This window comes from Leucobacter massiliensis (genome assembly GCF_002982315.1).
GTDB lineage: Bacteria > Actinomycetota > Actinomycetes > Actinomycetales > Microbacteriaceae > Leucobacter > Leucobacter massiliensis.
In genome coordinates this window covers 54666-71453 of the sequence record NZ_MWZD01000022.1, presented here as the reverse complement: position 1 = coordinate 71453, position 16788 = coordinate 54666, and the positions used below count along the sequence as shown (strand labels likewise).

At 71.0% G+C, this 16788-nt stretch carries 13 protein-coding genes; 6 read left to right on the top strand and 7 right to left on the bottom strand.

Annotated features, from left to right (window positions below; genetic code table 11):
* Positions 1–5: 5 nt before the first annotated feature.
* A complete protein-coding gene (gene manA / locus B4915_RS12550) occupies positions 6–1310 on the bottom strand; it encodes a mannose-6-phosphate isomerase, class I (protein WP_181158589.1) in 1305 nt (434 codons plus the stop codon).
* A gap of 71 nt (positions 1311–1381) precedes the next feature.
* Here manA and B4915_RS12545 point away from each other — a divergent pair, with 71 nt between their 5' ends.
* The 3 genes from B4915_RS12545 (at position 1382) to B4915_RS12535 (ending at position 5162) form a co-directional block, all read left to right on the top strand.
* Positions 1382–2764, top strand: coding sequence for an O-antigen ligase family protein (locus tag B4915_RS12545; RefSeq protein WP_105806159.1), 1383 nt, complete (start codon positions 1382–1384; stop codon positions 2762–2764).
* A 2-nt stretch (positions 2765–2766) separates the two neighbouring features.
* On the top strand, positions 2767–3123 hold the full coding sequence (locus B4915_RS12540) for a hypothetical protein (RefSeq protein WP_105806158.1): 357 nt from the start codon (positions 2767–2769) through the stop codon (positions 3121–3123).
* A gap of 134 nt (positions 3124–3257) precedes the next feature.
* On the top strand, positions 3258–5162 hold the full coding sequence (locus B4915_RS12535; RefSeq protein WP_105806157.1) for a glycosyltransferase: 1905 nt from the start codon (positions 3258–3260) through the stop codon (positions 5160–5162).
* A 220-nt stretch (positions 5163–5382) separates the two neighbouring features.
* On the opposite strand, the gene B4915_RS12530 is transcribed toward B4915_RS12535, so the two are convergent.
* Both B4915_RS12530 and glf read right to left on the bottom strand, forming a co-directional pair.
* Entirely contained in the window at positions 5383–7719 is a 2337-nt protein-coding gene (locus B4915_RS12530) for an S-layer homology domain-containing protein (RefSeq protein ID WP_146120112.1), read from the bottom strand.
* Between the two features lie 156 nt (positions 7720–7875).
* Complete coding sequence (gene glf, locus B4915_RS12520; protein ID WP_105806265.1) at positions 7876–9015, bottom strand: UDP-galactopyranose mutase; 1140 nt, start codon at positions 9013–9015, stop codon at positions 7876–7878.
* A 157-nt stretch (positions 9016–9172) separates the two neighbouring features.
* Between glf and B4915_RS12515 the strand changes: the two genes are divergently transcribed.
* Positions 9173–11080 (top strand): DUF6541 family protein, encoded by a 1908-nt coding sequence (locus B4915_RS12515; RefSeq protein WP_105806154.1) that lies wholly within the window; start codon positions 9173–9175, stop codon positions 11078–11080.
* Between the two features lie 82 nt (positions 11081–11162).
* Here the strand turns inward: B4915_RS12515 and rfbA are convergent, their stop codons facing one another.
* Complete coding sequence (gene rfbA, locus B4915_RS12510) at positions 11163–12026, bottom strand: glucose-1-phosphate thymidylyltransferase RfbA (protein ID WP_105806153.1); 864 nt, start codon at positions 12024–12026, stop codon at positions 11163–11165.
* 146 nt (positions 12027–12172) lie between these two features.
* Between rfbA and rfbB the strand changes: the two genes are divergently transcribed.
* On the top strand, positions 12173–13162 hold the full coding sequence (gene rfbB / locus B4915_RS12505) for a dTDP-glucose 4,6-dehydratase (protein WP_105806152.1): 990 nt from the start codon (positions 12173–12175) through the stop codon (positions 13160–13162).
* A 2-nt stretch (positions 13163–13164) separates the two neighbouring features.
* Positions 13165–14565 (top strand): dTDP-4-dehydrorhamnose reductase, encoded by a 1401-nt coding sequence (gene rfbD, locus B4915_RS12500; RefSeq protein WP_105806151.1) that lies wholly within the window; start codon positions 13165–13167, stop codon positions 14563–14565.
* A gap of 94 nt (positions 14566–14659) precedes the next feature.
* Here rfbD and B4915_RS12495 read toward each other — a convergent pair whose 3' ends face one another.
* Genes B4915_RS12495 through B4915_RS12485 form a run of 3 tightly spaced genes read right to left on the bottom strand, consistent with a single transcriptional unit; the run spans position 14660 to position 16758 of the window.
* Positions 14660–15091 (bottom strand): DUF2304 domain-containing protein, encoded by a 432-nt coding sequence (locus B4915_RS12495; RefSeq protein WP_105806150.1) that lies wholly within the window; start codon positions 15089–15091, stop codon positions 14660–14662.
* On the bottom strand, positions 15088–15849 hold the full coding sequence (locus tag B4915_RS12490) for a glycosyltransferase family 2 protein (protein WP_105806149.1): 762 nt from the start codon (positions 15847–15849) through the stop codon (positions 15088–15090). Before B4915_RS12490 ends, B4915_RS12495 begins: the two co-directional genes overlap by 4 nt.
* Before the next feature lie 21 nt (positions 15850–15870).
* Positions 15871–16758, bottom strand: coding sequence for a glycosyltransferase family 2 protein (locus tag B4915_RS12485; protein ID WP_105806148.1), 888 nt, complete (start codon positions 16756–16758; stop codon positions 15871–15873).
* Between the last annotated feature and the right edge of the window lie 30 nt (positions 16759–16788).

Sequence of the window (16788 nt, the reverse complement as noted above, 5' to 3'; positions counted from 1 at the left end):
ACGGCTCAGCCCGCGCTCTCGCCCACTGTCGCGATGAAGACCTCGCCGTGTCCCGTGAGACGCACGGGCTCGCCGGCGGAGACGTAGAGCGACTGGCCGCGCCGCGCGGTGGCCACCTCGGCGAGTCCCGCATCGTCGGCGCGCTCCACGCGCACGCGGCCCGCGGTGATCACGAGCACGAGCGGGTGGCGGGCGGCCACCTCCACGGCGGGCGCGCCGCCGTCCACGCGGGACCCGGCCCCCTCCTCCGGGTCGCACAGGCGGGCCCGCAGCAGGCGGAAGTCCGTGACGTCGGGGCACCACTCGACGAGTCCGCGCGCGACGGGGCGGCACGGGAAGCGCGGCTCGTCCAGCTCGGCCGTGTCGACCACCCGGCACAGCTCGGCGATGTCGACGTGCTTCTGCGTGAGCCCCGCACGGAGCACGTTGTCGGAGGAGGCCATGACCTCCACGGCGATGCCGCTCAGGTAGGCGTGCAGCTGGCGTGCGCCCAGGAAGATCGCCTCCCCGGGCTGCAGGCGCACGAGGTGCAGCAGCAGCGAGACGAGCACGCCCGGGTCTCCGGGATGCTCGGCCGCGAGCGCGCGCAGCACCGCGGCGCGCTCCGGATCGAGGCCGTCCGGCAGCGGCCAGGGCTCCGCACCGTCCGCTGCGGCGTCCGGGTGCGCGCCTGCGCACACCCGCGCAATCGCTCCGAGCGCCGGCACCACCGGCGCATCGCCGTGGAGGACCCAGTCGAGGAATGCGCGCCGCAGTTCTCCCGGCTCCGCCCCGGCGAGGCGGACCGAGACCGCATCCAGGGCGGCCGCGCCCGCGGCGTCGGAGCCGCGGGCCGCAGCCGCGAGGGCCGCGAGGTCCCGGCGCGCTTCGCTCAGCGAGCGGAAACCGCTGAGCGCCAGCACCTCGCTCAGCGCGACAAGGAGTTCCGGCTTGTGGCGAGGGTCGCCGTAGTTGCGGTGCGGGGCATCGCGCGGCACCCCGGCCGCCTCCTCGGCGGCGTATCCGGCGGCGGCCTGCTCGCGATCCGGGTGCACCTGCAGCGACAGCGGTGCCCCGATGGCCAGAACCTTCAGCAGGAACGGCAGCGGACCGCCGTCCACGCCGTACCGCTCGGGGTCGCTCTCGACGAGATCGATGAGGGTGCGCTCGCGCGGTCCGGCCTTGGCGACATGCGCGGGATTGCCGGGGTGGGTGCCCAGCCACAGTTCGGCCTGGGGCTGCCCCGTGGGCTCGGTCCCGAGCAGATCGGGCAGTGCGTCCTTCGAGCCCCAGGCATAGGCGCGCGGGGTGTTCTCGATGAAGACCAGCACGTCACTCCTCACGGCCTCGGACCGGGCGCAGCGCCCCGGGCTCTCCATAGCGATGCTCTACCATACCCACTATGGCGGAGAGCAAGACCAGACTCGGCGTGAGCGCGTACGCGATCTCCGTCTTCTTCGTCACGCTCGGCGCCAACGGGGTGCGCAATGCACTCGGCTGGTGGGGGTTTCTCGCGGTCGCCGTGGCGCTGACGGCGTGGGGGATCGTGCTGTTCGTGCGGCTCAAGCCCGAGCGCTTCCGCTGGTACCGGCTGCCGGCCCCGATCTACTGGTTCCTGACCCTCGCGGCGCTGTCGATCCTGTGGTCTCAGTACCGCTGGGAGAGCGTGCTCGGCGTGCTGGCACAGCTCGCCACAACGCTGCTGGCGGTCGTGCTCGCCTTCGTGCTGAGCTGGCACGAGGTGCTGCGCACGCTGGCCTCGGCGTTGCGCTGGCTCATCGGCGTCTCCTTCGCCTTCGAGCTGTTCGTGGCGCTCGTGGTGCGGCACCCGGTGCTGCAGCCCATCGCCGAGGCGCCCGACTCGGGAAAGGTGCCCAAGCTGCTCTACTGGAGCCGGGACCTGCTCTTCGCGGGCGGGCCTGTCCAGGGCATCGTGGCGAGCTCGGTGCTGTTCGGCTTCATCGGCCTGCTCGGCGTGATCGTGTTCGGGATCCAGCTGCGGGCGGGACTGGTGCGCCCCTTTGCGGGCTGGTTCTGGCTGGTGGCGGCGCTCGCGGTGATCGCCCTGACCCGCGGAGCGACCGTGTGGGTGGCGCTCGCGGCGACGGCGGTCGCGCTGGCCCTCGCGCTGTGGGCGCGGCGACTCGGCCCGGAGCGGCGCGTGCCGCTGTACGCGACGGGCGCGGCGATCCTGCTCGCCGCGGCGGGGCTCGTGCTGTTCGCGCGCGACACGGTGTTCGGGCTGCTCGGCAAGAGCGGCGACCTGACCGGGCGCCTGGAGACCTGGCACAAGGTCATCGAACTCGCCGAGCAGCGGCCGTGGTTCGGCTGGGGCTGGGTGAGCTACTGGGCGCCGTGGGCGGAGCCCTTCGCCTCGCTCGACGTGAAGGCCGGCGTGACGGTGATGAGCGCGCACAATGCGTGGCTCGACGTGTGGCTGCAGCTCGGGATCGTGGGCGTCCTGGCCTTCGCGCCGATCGTGGTGCTGACGATGTGGCGCGTGTGGTTCCGCGCGGTCGACCCGCCCCGCCGCGGCTACGGCCCGCCCCTCCCCTACGCGACGAGCGCGCTGTGGCCGTTCCTCGTGATGGTGGCGCTGCTCGTGCAGTCGCTCACGGAGAGCCGGCTGCTGATCGAGGGCAATTGGGTGCTGCTGATCCTGCTCGCCGTGAAGTCGCGCTTCGACTTCCAGCTGCCCTCACCCGACACCGAGCCGACGAAGCTGCCCTGGCGGCGGGTGCCGATCCCGCGCGACACGGCGACGGTCGCGGTGGCGGGGAGCTGAGCGTGCACCTCACCACGGAGCACCTGCTGCAGTTGCGCGGCGAGGCGCGGCTGGAGCGGGAGACGATGCTGGAGCACCGGGTGCGCGACGGCGAAGATCCCGCGACCGCCTACGCCGAGGTGCCGGAGATCGACGAGCTGGTGGTGCTCGCGCTGCGCGACGAGCTCCTGGAGGATCGCGGCCAGCTCGCCGAGTTCGGCCTGGCCCGGCTCGCGGGTGGTTCGCAGAGTCCGGATGCGGGCGTGCACCGCCGGAACGCCGACCGGGTGGAGTTCGAGCTGATGCGCGAGATCGCCGCCGCAGCCCCCTCGCTCACGGTGGCGGTGTGGCGGCTGAGCCACCGTCTCGACGTGGGCTGAGACGCGAGATCCGCGGCACGGAGCCCGGCGGCCGGCCCGCCTCCCCGGGCTCCGCCGATCCTGCGATCGGTAGACTGAGTGCGGTTCACGCGCCGGGTCCGCCGGCTTCCGTCACTCAGAGAGGCGCGCTTTCGATGCCGACCACACTGCAGAACGTCGTCTTCCCGGGAAATCAGGATCCCGACGTGCTCCCGCTCTACGCCGACCCCGAGACCTGGTCGTCGATCGGCGGGAAGCCCGTGCGGCTCAGCGCGGTGGCGAGCATCGACAATGTGCTCTCCCGCTCGAGCGTCCGCGTGCGCGCCGGGCGACGCGTCTCCTACGGCACCTACTTCAACGCCTTTCCGGCCGCGTACTGGCAGCGGTGGACGGTGGTGACGAGCGTCACCCTCACGCTGCGCACCACCGGACCGGGCACCGTGCTCGTCTATCGCTCCAACGCGAGCGGGGCGCAGCAGCGGGTCACCTCGCACCCCGTCGGCGGCTCCGAGACCACGAGCTTCGAGCTGCCGCTCACGGCGTTCGGGGACGGCGGCTGGTACTGGTTCGATCTCATCGCGGGCGACGAGGACCTCGTGCTCGAGGAGGGCAGCTGGACGACCGAAGCGGAGCCGGCCACCCCCGGCAAGCTCAGCCTCGGCATGACCACCTACAACAAGCCCGACTACTGCGTGGCGACGCTCGGCAACATCGCGGACAGCCCGGCGCTCACCGAAGCCATCGACCGGATCCTGCTCGTCGACCAGGGGACGCAGAAGGTGCGCGACGAGACCGGCTTCGCCGAGGTGGCGGCGCGGCTCGGCGAGAAGCTGCGCGTGATCGAGCAGCCGAACCTCGGCGGCTCGGGCGGCTTCGCGCGCTCGATGGCGGAGACCCTCGAACTCGACGACACCGACTTCCTGCTGCTGCTCGACGACGACGTCGAGTTCGAGACGGAGAGCGCCCTGCGCGCCCACCAGTTCGGTCGCTTCAGCCGTGAGCCGGTGATCGTGGGCGGGCACATGTTCGACCTGCTCGACAAGCCCGTCATCCATGCCTGGGCGGAGGTCGTCCGTCCCGAGCCCTTCCTGTGGGGGCCCTCCTTCGAGGAACAGCACCGGCACGACTTCCGCAAGCAGAATCTGCGCCAGACGAAGTGGATGCACTCCCGTCTCGACGCCGACTACAACGGCTGGTGGATGTGCATGATCCCGAAGCGGATCATCGCCGAGATCGGCCTGCCGCTGCCCGTCTTCATCAAGTGGGACGACGCGGAGTACGGGTTGCGCGCCCGTGACGCCGGCTACCGCACGGTGTCGCTGCCGGGCGTGGCGCTGTGGCACGTGTCGTGGCTCGACAAGGACGACACGCAGGACTGGCAGGCGTTCTTCCACACCCGCAACCGGGTGATCGCGGGACTGCTGCACTCGACGCAGCGGCGCGGCGGGCGTCTCATGCAGAACAGCGGACGGCAGGACCTCAAGAAGCTGCTCAACATGCAGTACTACGCCGTGCAGCTCGCCGTCGACGCGCTGCGCTCCGTGCTCGACGGCCCGGAGGCGCTGCACCGCAGCATCTCGGAGGACATGCCGCGAGCACGCGCCCTCGCCGCGGATTTCCCGGAGACCCGCGTGTACCGCCCCGGCGACCCGGACACCCCGGTCGCGCGCGGCGGCCGTGCCCTGCCCTTCCTCGGCGATACACCAGAATCGCCGAAGGGCCTGAGCCTCGCCCTGTTCACGCTCAAGATGGTGCCCCAGCACTGGCGCCGCGACGGCGACGAGCGCGACGCCCCGGATCCGGAGCTGGAGTACGCCAAGCGCGACGCGCACTGGTGGCGGATCCCGCACCACCGCAGCGTGATCGTCGGCACCGCGGACGGCGCGGGCAAGGCCTGGTACCGCTACGATCGGACGAAGTTCCGCCGCCTGCTGCGCGAGAGCCGGGAGCTGACGGCGGAGATCGAGAAGCACTGGGACGATCTCGCTCAGCGCTACCGCGCCGCACTGCCGCGCATCACCTCCGTGGAGGAGTGGCGCAAGACCTTCGACGGCCGCTGAGGCCGGGGAAGCGCCGAGGCCGGGACCGGGACCGTCGGTGCCCGGCCCCCGGCCCCGCTAGGGTGTGTTGCCAAACCCCGTGCGGGTAGCGAGGACGTGTCCGGGGCGCGTGATCGCAAGGCGGAGGAGGGAGTCGATGCCGGAAGCATCGATGACCGACGACAACGCGGCGAGCGCGTCACGGGCGCGCCGCAGCGCGCGCGGGGTTTGGCAGCACGCCCTAGTGCTTGAGACGGTACAGGAAGGCCGCCATCGCCTCGCGCGTCACCTTGCTGCTCGGATCGTAGTAGCGCTTTCCGTTCCTCACGGTCCCGGTGGACAGACCCGCCGAGCGCATCCACGCGATCTCCTTGTAGAACTTGTGGGTGCGCGGAACGTCGGCAAAGGGCGAGGACGCCGGCCCCTTCGCGTTCGAGTCCTCCAGGCGGTAGATGAAGGCCGCCATCGCCTCGCGCGTCACCCCGGCGGAGGGATCGTAGTAGCGCTTTCCGTTCCTGACCGTGCCCGTCGACAGCCCGGCCTCGCGCATCCAGGCGATCTGCTTGTAGAACTTGTGATTCGTCGGCACATCGGCGAACGGCGAGCTGGCCGGGGCCTTGAAGTTGCCCGGCGCCTCCATGCGGAAGAGGAACGCAGCCATCGCCTCGCGCGTCACCGATGACTTCGGCTGGTACTTCGGCCCCCTGCTGGTCTTCGTGCCGGTGGAGATGCCCTCCGACTTCATCCAGTCGATCTCCTTGAAGAACTTCGCCCCGAAGGGGACGTCGGTGAAGGGCGGGCCCTGGATCGTCACGCGGGCCGTGGACCCAGAGGCCGCCTGGACGACCACGCGAGCGGTGCCGCCGTAGGGGGTGATGCGGTCGCCGGCCCTCAGGTACTGGAGCGCCCTGCCGTTGCTCCACCGCGAGAGCACCGCGCTGCGCTTGGCGCCCGCAGCCACCCCCGAATCATAGCCCTTGAGCACCCGCACGCCCGTGGCCGGGCTCGGATACCCGGAAACCGACCAGCTCGTGCTCCCGTCCGACCACGGCAGCCCGCTGTCGGTTCCCGTGCCGTTGCGGTACTCGACGAAGAAGGTCGTGCCGGGGCTCAGCGTCGACACGCGCAGGCCGCGCAGGCCGCTGGACGCGCTCGCCGCGTTGATCGTGAAGGTCTGCGAGGATCCGGCGTCGACTCGCACCTCGCGCATCTGCCCGCTCGCGAGCACCCCGAGCATCTTCTTCTGCGGCAGGCCGAGCGCGGGGATCTTCCCGTCCTCGGTCAGCACCGAGATGCCCATCACGTTCCACAGATCGCCGTACTCGAGGTCGGAGCACCCCGTGGCGGTCGGCAGACCGGAGGAGTTGGTGCTGGAGTCGACGGCCGGGCTGGCGCACAGCCGGGCATCGGCGTGACCGAGGCCGAGGTTGTGGCCGAGCTCGTGGGCGGTCGCGTTCGTGAGGTGACCCGCCTCCCCGCTCAGGCCCAGGTTGACCCAGGTGACGCCGCCGCTGTGCAGCGAGCCGATGCTTCCGAGTCCGGCAACGCCGTCGCCGCAGCCCTGGTTGACGAAGACGACCAGGTGCCGCCCGCTCCTCAGATAGTCGTTGGCGTTCGTCCACCCCATGCTGAAGATGGCCTGGTTCCAGAGCCCTGCGGCGTCGCAGCGGCTCCCATTCGGGGAGAGTGTGCTGTAGCTCGCGATGGGCATGGAGCTGATCGCACCATTGCTCTGAGCCTTCCAGAACGCCCCCGAATCGGTGATGATCTTCTGGAGGGCCGAACGGGAGGGCGTCGCCTGCGCCGATCCGCCCATGTACCGGATATCGACTGGGTGGCTCTTCACCGCCGCCGCCTCGGCGACAGGGGCGTCGATCCCGGTCCCCGTGGCTTCGAGGGCCGTGCCGGCCGCCGCCGCCGCCTCGTGCGCCGTCTCGGCCACCTCCTCGGTCGAGAGCTCACCCTCGGCCGCGATCTGCTCCTCGACGGCCTCGATGGCGGGCTGCGGCAGCGCGACTTCACCGCTGAAGGCGCTCCCCGCCTCGAGCACGCCACCCGAGTTCGTGGTGTCGAGCTCCACCAGCCCGGCCTGGTCGGTGGCGACCAGCACCGTCCCGGGGCGCACGCCGGGCTCCTCAGCGGGCTCCCCGCCGAGTGCGTCCGCTGTGATCGCCTCGGCCTCGTCGGGGATCACGACCACCGTGCCGGTGACGTCGATGGCCTCCGGCGCCTCGGTCAGCGGCTGCTGCTCCTCGGGGTCCGCCTCCGCGGAGTGGCCGGGCGCCTCGCGGACGGCAGGAGCCTCGGGCGCTGGATCTCCCTCGGGCTCGGGAGCCGGCGTTTCGGATGGGGCGGGCGTCTCGCCGCCGGGAGCCTCGGGTTCCGCCGCGGGGTCGCCCGCGCCGGGCTCTCCGTCGGTCTCCGGCGCCTGCTGCTCGGCGGCGCCCCCCTCTTCCGCCACGGTGCCCGGGTCCGGGGCCACGGGTGACTCCAGCGCCCCGGCGGGCGAGGCGCTCACCGACAGGAGCAGCACCATCAGCGCTGCCGATGCGGACCTCACGATCGAATGCTTGGTCATGGTCGTCGGGTCTCCTCACCGGCACCACAGCGCACCCTATGCGCGCACTGCGTTCATCCTAGGGTGCCCCGGCGCCGGCGACCAAGATTCCGTTCCGGCGCCCGTGCCGACGAGCCGACCCGGCGTCCGCTCGGCCCGGTGTGGCGACGCCGCGACTCAGAGCAGTTCGCTGAGCTTGTTGCTCCACATGGAGAGGGCCGAGCCGATGGCCATGTGCATGTCGAGGTACTGGTACGTCCCGAGCCGGCCTCCGAACAGCACGCGATCCTCGGCGGCGGCGAGCTCACGGTACTTCAGCAGGCGGTCGCGATCCTCCGGCGTGTTGACCGGGTAGTAGGGCTCGTCCTCGCGGCTCGCAAAGCGCGAGAATTCGCGCATGATGACGGTCTTGTCCTTCGGGTAGTCGCGCTCGGGGTGGAAGTGGCGGAACTCGTGGATGCGCGTGTACGGCACCTCGGATCCGGCGTAGTTCATGACGCTGGTGCCCTGGAAGTCGCCCGTGGGCACGACCTCCTGCTCGAAGTCGAGCGTGCGCCACCCCAGCTCGCCCTCGGCGTAGTCGAAGTAGCGGTCGACGGGGCCGGTGTAGACGATCGGCACGGTGCCCACGACGGCGCGCTTGTTCAGCGGCTGGCTCTCGTCGAAGAAGTCGGTGTTCAGCCGGACCTCGATGTTCGGGTGGTCGGCCATGCGCTCCAGCCACGCCGTGTAGCCGTCGGTGGGTAGGCCCTCGTGGGTGTCGTTGAAGTAGCGGTTGTCGTAGGTGTAGCGCACGGGGAGGCGGGAGATCACCTCGGCGGGCAGCTCGGTCGTGGGGGTCTGCCACTGCTTCTCGGTGTAGTCGCGGATGAACGCCTCGTAGAGGGGGCGGCCGATCAGCGAAATGCCCTTCTCCTCCAGGTTGCGGGCCGACTTCGTGTCGAACTCGCCCGCCTGCTCCGCGATGAGCGCGCGCGCCTCGTCCGGCGAGTATGCGGCGCGGAAGAACTGATTGATGGTGCCGAGGTTGATGGGCAGCGGGTAGACCTCGCCCTTGAAGTTCGAGTACACCTTGTGCACGTAGTTCGTGAAGGTGGTGAAGCGATTGACGTACTCCCACACGGTCTCGTTCGAGGTGTGGAAGAGATGCGCGCCGTAGCGGTGCACCTCGATCCCGGTCTCGGGCTCCGCCTCGGAGTAGGCGTTGCCGCCGATGTGCGAGCGCCGGTCGATCACGACCACCCGCTTGCCCGCGCTGGCTGTGCGCTCGGCGATGGTAAGCCCGAAGAAACCCGACCCGACGACAAGAAGATCCATGCCGACCAGCATACGGGTGCGACCGAAGCGCGTAGAACTCAGGGCGAGGCACCCTCACCGCCGGAATCGCAGCATCCTCCGGGTCGCAACCTCAATGCTCATGTACGCCGGTACACTCGAAACCTCGTACGCATCACGGAAGAAGGCCATCGCCCCCATGACCTGGCTCACCGCCGTCCTCGCCGCGCTCGCGGCCGCCGCGCTCCTCCTCGTGCCGGGCCTTCTGACCGGCTGGTGCATCGGCCTGCGCCGCCTCTGGCTGTGGGCGCTCGCGCCCGCCGTGTCGGTGACGCTGCTGTGCGCGGGCTCGGTAGTGCTGCCGCTGCTCGGGCTCTCGTGGACTCCGCTCTGGGCGCTGCTCTTCGCCGCGGTCTTCGGCGCGCTCGTGGTGCTGCTCTTCCGATTCGTGCTGCGCGCGCGCTTCGCGGCGCCCGAGGCCGAGAGCGGGCGTCGCTGGCCGACGGTGGTGGCGTGGGCGTTCTGCGCCGTGATGCTGCTCGGGATCACCGTCTCGGGCATCGGCGCGCCGTCGAACTTCTCGCAGACCTTCGACAACGTCTTCCACCTCAATGCGATCGCGCTCATCGGCGACACCGGCAACGCCTCGCCCTTCGAGATCGCCCGGCTCACCTCACCCGACGGTGGCGGCGAGTTCTACCCGAACGGCTGGCACGCACTCGTGCAGCTCACGCAGCAGCTCAGCGGCGGCAGCATCCCGCTCGCGATCAACGCCTTCAATCTCGCGGTCGTCGCTATCGTCTGGCCGCTCGGCATGCTGCTGCTGTCGCGGCAGGTCGCGGGATCCTCGCGCACGGCGACGCTCGCGACGGGCGTGCTCGCGGCCGCCTTCCCCGCGGTGCCGGTCAATCTGCTGCACTACGGCGTGCTCTACCCCTTCTTCTTCGGCATGGCGCTGGCGCCGGCGACGCTCGCGGTGGTGCTCAACCTGCTGGGCACCTCGCGCGAACGGCGGGTGAGCACGATCGCGCCGCTGATCGTGCTGCTCGCGGGCGTCGCCTTCGCGATCTCGATCGCGCATCCGGGTGCGATGCTCGCGGTGCTCGCGGTGACCGTGCCGGTTGCGACCGTGGCGCTGTGCGCGGGCTGGCGCGGGATCGGGACGCGGCGGCGGCTGTGGCGCGCGGCCGGATACGCGGTGTTCTTCGCGATCGGCCTGGCGATGCTCATCGGGCTGCGGCAGGGCGACTGGTGGGGGGCGCGCATGTCCCCGGCGGAGGCGGCCTGGCAGACCGTGTCGCTGTCGCTGTGGGGGTACGGCATGCCGCTGCTCACGGCTGCGCTCATGGTGCTCGGGATCGTGCTCGCGGTGCGCCGCCGCGACCGGGTGGGGGCCGCGGCGGTGGGCATGTGGCTGGTGGCCGCGGTCCTGTTCTTCGTGACAGCGGGCCTGTCGAACTACTGGCTCCGCCTGCCGACGTGGGTGTGGTACGGGGACGCGCCCCGGCTGGCGGCGCTCTACCCGATCGTGGTGGTCCCGCTGGCGGTGCTCGCGGTCCGCTGGCTCGTGGACCTCGTCTCGCGCCGGGCGCCGCGCGCCTGGGTGCCCGAGGCCGTGGTGCTGCTCGTGGTCTCCGCCGTGGCGCTCTCCACGGCGGGATACCCGGAACTGCTGCGCGGCATGCGCGACGGCTACACGGCGAAGGCCGACTCGGCGCTCCTCTCCACCGACGAACTGAAGCTGCTGGAGCGCCTGCCGCAGGAGGTGGGCGAGGACGAGGTGATCGCCGGGAATCCGTGGACCGGCACCTCCCTCGCCTTCGCCTTCGCCGAGCGCCGCGTGGTGCTGCCGCACATTCTCATGAACGAGGTGGGGAAGGACCGGAGCCTCGTCATGGAGCACCTCGACGACGCGAAGAGCGATCCCGCAGTGTGCGACGCCGCGGACCGGCTCGGCGTGCGCTTCGTGCTCGACTTCGGCGACCGCGAGGTGCACGGCGGCGACCACGACTACGCCGGGATCGACAACCTCGAGGACTCGGGCGCCTTCGAGTTGGTGGACCAGCAGGGCGACGCCCGCCTCTTCCGCCTCACCGCCTGCGACTGATCACGCCGGGGCCGGAGCGACCCCCCAATCCTTCCCCGGGGCAGGGCGGCCGGGGCAGGACGGGCGGGGAAGGGAAGGGCTGCTACTCCCCGAGCAGGCGGTCGAGGTAGGCGCCGTAGCCGCTCTTACGCAGCGGGGCGGCGAGCGCGGCGAGACCGGCGTCGTCGATCCAGCCGTTGCGCCAGGCGACCTCCTCCACGCAGCCGATCTTGAAGCCCTGGCGATCCTCGATCACGCGCACGTACTCCGCGGCCTGCATCATCGAGTCGACGGTGCCGGTGTCGAGCCAGGCGGTTCCCCGGTCGAGGGTCTGCACCTGCAGCCGCCCCGCTCGCAGATACTCCTCGTTGACGGTGGAGATCTCCAGCTCGCCGCGCGCACTCGGCTCGATCGTCTGCGCGATCCGCACCACCTCGTTGTCGTAGAAGTAGAGGCCAGGTACCGCGTAGTTGCTCTTGGGGTGCTCCGGCTTCTCCTCGATGGAGACGGCCCGCATCTGCTCGTCGAACTCGACCACCCCGTAGGCGCGCGGGTTCGCGACGTGGTGCGCGAACACGACCGCGCCGTCGACGTCGGTGTGCCGCCGCAGGTTCGTGCCGAGGCCGGTCCCGTGGAAGATGTTGTCGCCGAGCACGAGCGCCACGCGGTCATCGCCGATGAACTCCGCGCCGATCGTGAAGGCCTGGGCCAGCCCGTCCGGCGAGGGCTGGACCGCATAGTCGAGGCGCATCCCCAGCTGCGATCCGTCGCCGAGCAGCGCGCGGAACTGCTCGTGGTGCTCGGGGGTGGTGATGATCAGGATCTCCCGGATCCCCGCCATCATCAGCGTCGACAGCGGGTAGTAGATCATCGGCTTGTCGTAGATGGGCATGAGCTGCTTCGAGATGCCCTTGGTGATCGGCCACAGCCGGGTGCCGGATCCCCCGGCCAGAACGATGCCCTTCACGCGAGACACTGCCTTTCGTCGATTGCCCTCCAGCCTATTCCACGCAACGCGCGACGGCGGGCGACTACACTGACGGCGGAGCGCCGCCCGTGCAGATCACGCTCCGCGCAGCCCCGCACCACTGGAGGAATCGCTTGACTCGCCACATGCTCGTGACCGGAGCCGCCGGCTTCATCGGCTCGAACTTCGTGCACTACCTCGCCGCCCGCACCGACGACACGGTGACCGTGCTCGACAAGTTCACCTACGCCGGCAACGAGGCCTCGCTCGCGGGCCTCCCCGCGGATCGCGTGCGCGTCGTGCGCGGCGACATCTGCGACGCCGCACTCGTCGACGAGCTGGTGGCGGAGGCCGACGTGGTGGTCCACTACGCGGCCGAGTCGCACAACGACAACTCGCTGCACGATCCGCGCCCCTTCCTCGACACCAACATCGTCGGCAGCTACACGCTGCTGGAGGCCGTGCGCCGCCACGACACGCGCTTCCACCACATCTCCACCGATGAGGTCTACGGCGACCTCGAACTCGACGATCCCGAGCGCTTCACCGAGTCCACGCCCTACAACCCGTCGAGCCCCTACTCCTCGACGAAGGCGGGATCGGATCTGCTCGTCCGCGCCTGGGTGCGCTCCTTCGGCGTGCGGGCCACGATCTCCAACTGCTCGAACAACTACGGCCCCCGCCAGCACGTCGAGAAGTTCATCCCCCGCCAGATCACGAACATCCTCGTGGGCGAGCGCCCCAAGCTCTACGGCGAGGGGCTCAACGTGCGGGACTGGATCCACGCCGACGACCACTCCTCCGCGGTGCTGCGCATCATCGAGGACGGCCGGATCGGCGAGACCTACCTCATCGGTGCCGACGGCGAGAAGAACAACCGCGAGGTGCTCGAGCTGATCCTCACCGCGATGGGGCAGCCCGCCGACGCCTACGATCACGTGATCGATCGCCCCGGACACGATCTGCGCTACGCCATCGACTCGACGAAGCTGCGCGAGGAACTGGGATGGGAGCCCGCCTACCGCGACTTCGAGCGCGGCCTCGCCGCCACCATCGACTGGTACCGGGCGAACGAGGACTGGTGGCGGCCCCAGAAGGCCGCCACGGAGGCGAAGTACCGCGAGCAGGGGCAGTAGGGGTGGCCGCCAAGCCGCTCGCCCTGCGCGAGACCACGATCCCGGGCCTGCTGCTGCTCGACCTCCCCGTACACGGCGACAACCGCGGCTGGTTCAAGGAGAACTGGCAGCGGGAGAAGATGCTCGCGCTCGGGCTGCCCGACTTCGGACCCGTGCAGAACAACGTCTCCTTCAACGATGCGCGGGGCGCGACGCGCGGCATCCACGCGGAGCCGTGGGACAAGTACGTGTCGGTGGCGAGCGGCCGGATCTTCGGCGCCTGGGTGGATCTGCGCGAGGGGCCCAGCTTCGGCACGGTCTTCACGGCCGAGCTCGACCCCTCGACCGCGATCTTCGTCCCGCGCGGGGTCGGCAACTCCTACCAGACCCTCGAGGACGACACCGCCTACGTCTACCTCGTGAACGACCACTGGAGCGCCGAGGCGCAGAGCGAGTACACCTTCCTCAACCTCGCCGATCCGACGGCCGCCATCCCGTGGCCGATCCCGCTCGACGAGGCCGAGCGCTCGGAGAAGGACCTGGCGCACCCGTTCCTGCCCGACGTCGTGCCGATGCGGCCGCGCCGCACCCTCGTGCTCGGCGCGAACGGCCAGCTCGGGCGGGCGCTCGCGGCGGAGTTCCCGGAGGCGGATCTGGCGGACCGCTCTCGGATCGACCTCACCCGGCCCGAGACCCTCGAGGCGGTGCGGTGGAGCGACTACGACACCGTGATCAACGCGGCGGCCTACACCCGCGTCGACGAGGCCGAGACGCCCGAGGGGCGAGCAGAGTGCTGGGCGGCGAACGCGACGGGGGTGGGGCGCCTCGCACGGATCGCGACACGGCACCGGCTCACCCTCGTCCACGTGTCGAGCGACTACGTCTTCGACGGCGCATCGGACCGGCCCTACGCCGAAGACGACCCGGTCGCGCCGCTCGGCGTCTACGGGCAGACGAAGGCCGCGGGCGACGCCCTCGCCGCCACCGTGCCCCAGCACTACGTGGTGCGCACCAGCTGGGTGATCGGCGACGGCGGCAACTTCGTGCGCACCATGGCCTCGCTCGCGGCGCGCGGCGTCGATCCGCGGGTGGTGGACGACCAGCGGGGACGGCTGAGCTTCACGGCGGACATCGCGGCCGGGATCCGCCACCTGCTCGCCGCGCGCCCCGCCTACGGCGTCTACCACCTCACCGGCGCGGGGCCCGAGATGTCGTGGGCCGAGGTGGCGCGGGCCGTGTTCGCGGGCACCGGCCACGACCCGGAGCGGGTGACGGGCGTCAGCACCGCCGAGTACTTCGCGGGCAAGCAGGCCGCGCCGCGCCCGCTGCGCAGCACGCTCTCGCTCGACCGCATCGTGGCGAGCGGCTTCGCCCCGCGCGACGCGCGCGAGTCGCTCGCCGAGTACCTGGCGAGCCTCACGTAGCCCGGTCGCTCAGGGACGCAGTCTCCCCGATCCGCACGCGGTCGCAGTGCCGGGGCCGTCGGCGGCGTCCAGGGGGAACCGTCTGAGGCTGCTCCTATGGCAGTTCGTCGGCCCCGGGCTCGGCCGTGCCCGAGAGGCCGCCTGCCGGGCTGCTACCCCGGGCCCCGGCACCGCGGGGGCCCTGCTCGAGCTCGCGAATGCGGTCCTCGAGTGCTGCCGTGTGCTCGGCGAGGGTGCGGGTGCGCTCCTCCAGCCGCGTGAGCTCCCCCGACTGCTGCACGAGCACCAGGAAGAGCACCAGGATGCTCACGAAGAACACGAGATTGAGCGGCACCTCGATGCCGAGCGCGCTCGCGGCGCCCTCCAGCACCCTCGGGAAGACCGCGACGATCAAGCCCAGCGTGCCCGCGAGCAGCCACCACAGGGTGTGCCGCTCGCGCAGGCGCCCGCGACGCAGCAGCTCGATGACGACCACGAGCACCAGCAACGCCGAGACGATGCCGAGGACATAGCTTGCGGCGCTCATGCGGTGACCCCCATCTCCGGCTCGCGGTTCGGCCGCTCCCTCGGGCGCAGGAAGGCGATCGTCAGCGCGAAGAAGGCGCGAGCGAGGTAGACGGCGGACTTGAGCGGGTTGTGCGAGGGCGTGCCACCCGCGCGCTCCCGCATCGTGACCCCCAGCTGGGCGAAGCGCAGGCCCGCACGGTGGCCGATCACCAGCGCCTCGATCGTGTCGCCCAGGTACTCGGCCGGGTAGTCGCGCGCGAACTGCCGGATCGCACGGGGGCCGTGCGCCTTGAAGCCCGAGGTGGTGTCGCTGAGCCGCGTGCCGATCGCGGCGCTGAGCACGCCGGAGAGGAAGCGCATCGCCCACTTGCGAGGGCCGCGCACCTCGTAGCTGCCGCTCCCGGCGAAACGCGCCCCGACGGCGACGTCGGCCCCTTCGCCATCACCGGCGTCGAGCAGGGCGACCAGCGCGGGGACGTCGGCCGGGTTGTGCTGACCGTCGGAATCGAGCTGCACCGCGACCGGGAATCCGTGGTCGAGCGCGTAACGGAAGCCGAGGCGCATCGCGCCCCCCACGCCCAGGTTGAAGGGGAGCTCCAGCACACGCGCTCCCGCCGCACGCGCCCGCTCCGTCGTGCGATCGACCGAGCCGTCGTTCACGACGAGCACCGAGGCTCCCGGCAGCGCGCCGCGCACCTCGCGCACGACGCTGCCGATGACCTCCTCCTCGTTGTACGCGGGCATCACGACGAGCACGCGATCGAGCGGGAATCCCATGGCGCTCAGTCTATCCGGCTCTCACCGCGCGAAGGCGTAGCGGGCGAGGGTGCGGATCGCCGAGCCGTCGCGCGACAGCAGCGCCCCGGGCAGCTTCGACAGCGCGTTGAGCCGGGAGGTGAGCCGGATGCGCGCCGCCCGTGCGGCGCGGGGCCAGCCCTTCGCGCGCAGGCGCGGCTCCGCCGAGCGGTAGAAGGCGCGCTCCTCGTCGAAGCGGCTGCCGTCCTTCGCCGTGTACGAGGAGGCACTGGCCGCGTGCCGGCGATACTCGAACACGACCTCGGGCAGCAGTGCGAGGCGCCCGCCCTCCAGCAGGATGTCCGTCTTCAGCACCAGGTCGAGGGTGATCTCGTACTCGGGCGAGAAGCGGTGCTTCGCGAGCACGTCGCGGCGCCAGCAGATCGACGGGAAGTAGGACCAGTCGCCCCGCAGCAGGGTGGTCATCACCGGCTCGCCGCCGAGCAGCGCGCCGCCGGCAGGCACGCGCGGGCGCACCCAGCCCTTCACGCGGTCCACGAGCGGATGGCTCGCGGCCCCGTGCTCGTCGATGATCCGCACGCCGGGCTGGACGAACTCGGGCCGGTCGAAACGCTCGATCGCCCGCCGCACCGTGCCGATGTAGTCGGGCAGCATGCGGTCGTCGCAGCCCATGATCACGAGGTAGTCGGCCGCGGCAAGGTCGATGGAGCGGTCGAAGGAGCCGCTCACCCCCAGGTTCCGGGGGTTGCGCTCGAAGACGACCCGCGGATCGTCGATGCCCGTCACCCACGGCTCGGCTTCCCAGTGCGGGTAGCAATCATCGAGCACCACGAGTCGCCAGTCGGGATCGCGCTGCGCGAGCACGCTCTTCACGGCCTCCTGCAGCTGCCCGGGGTCGCCATAGTAGGGCATGAGGATGTCGATGGTCACGCCGCTGCCGCTCCGTCCCCTGAGATAATG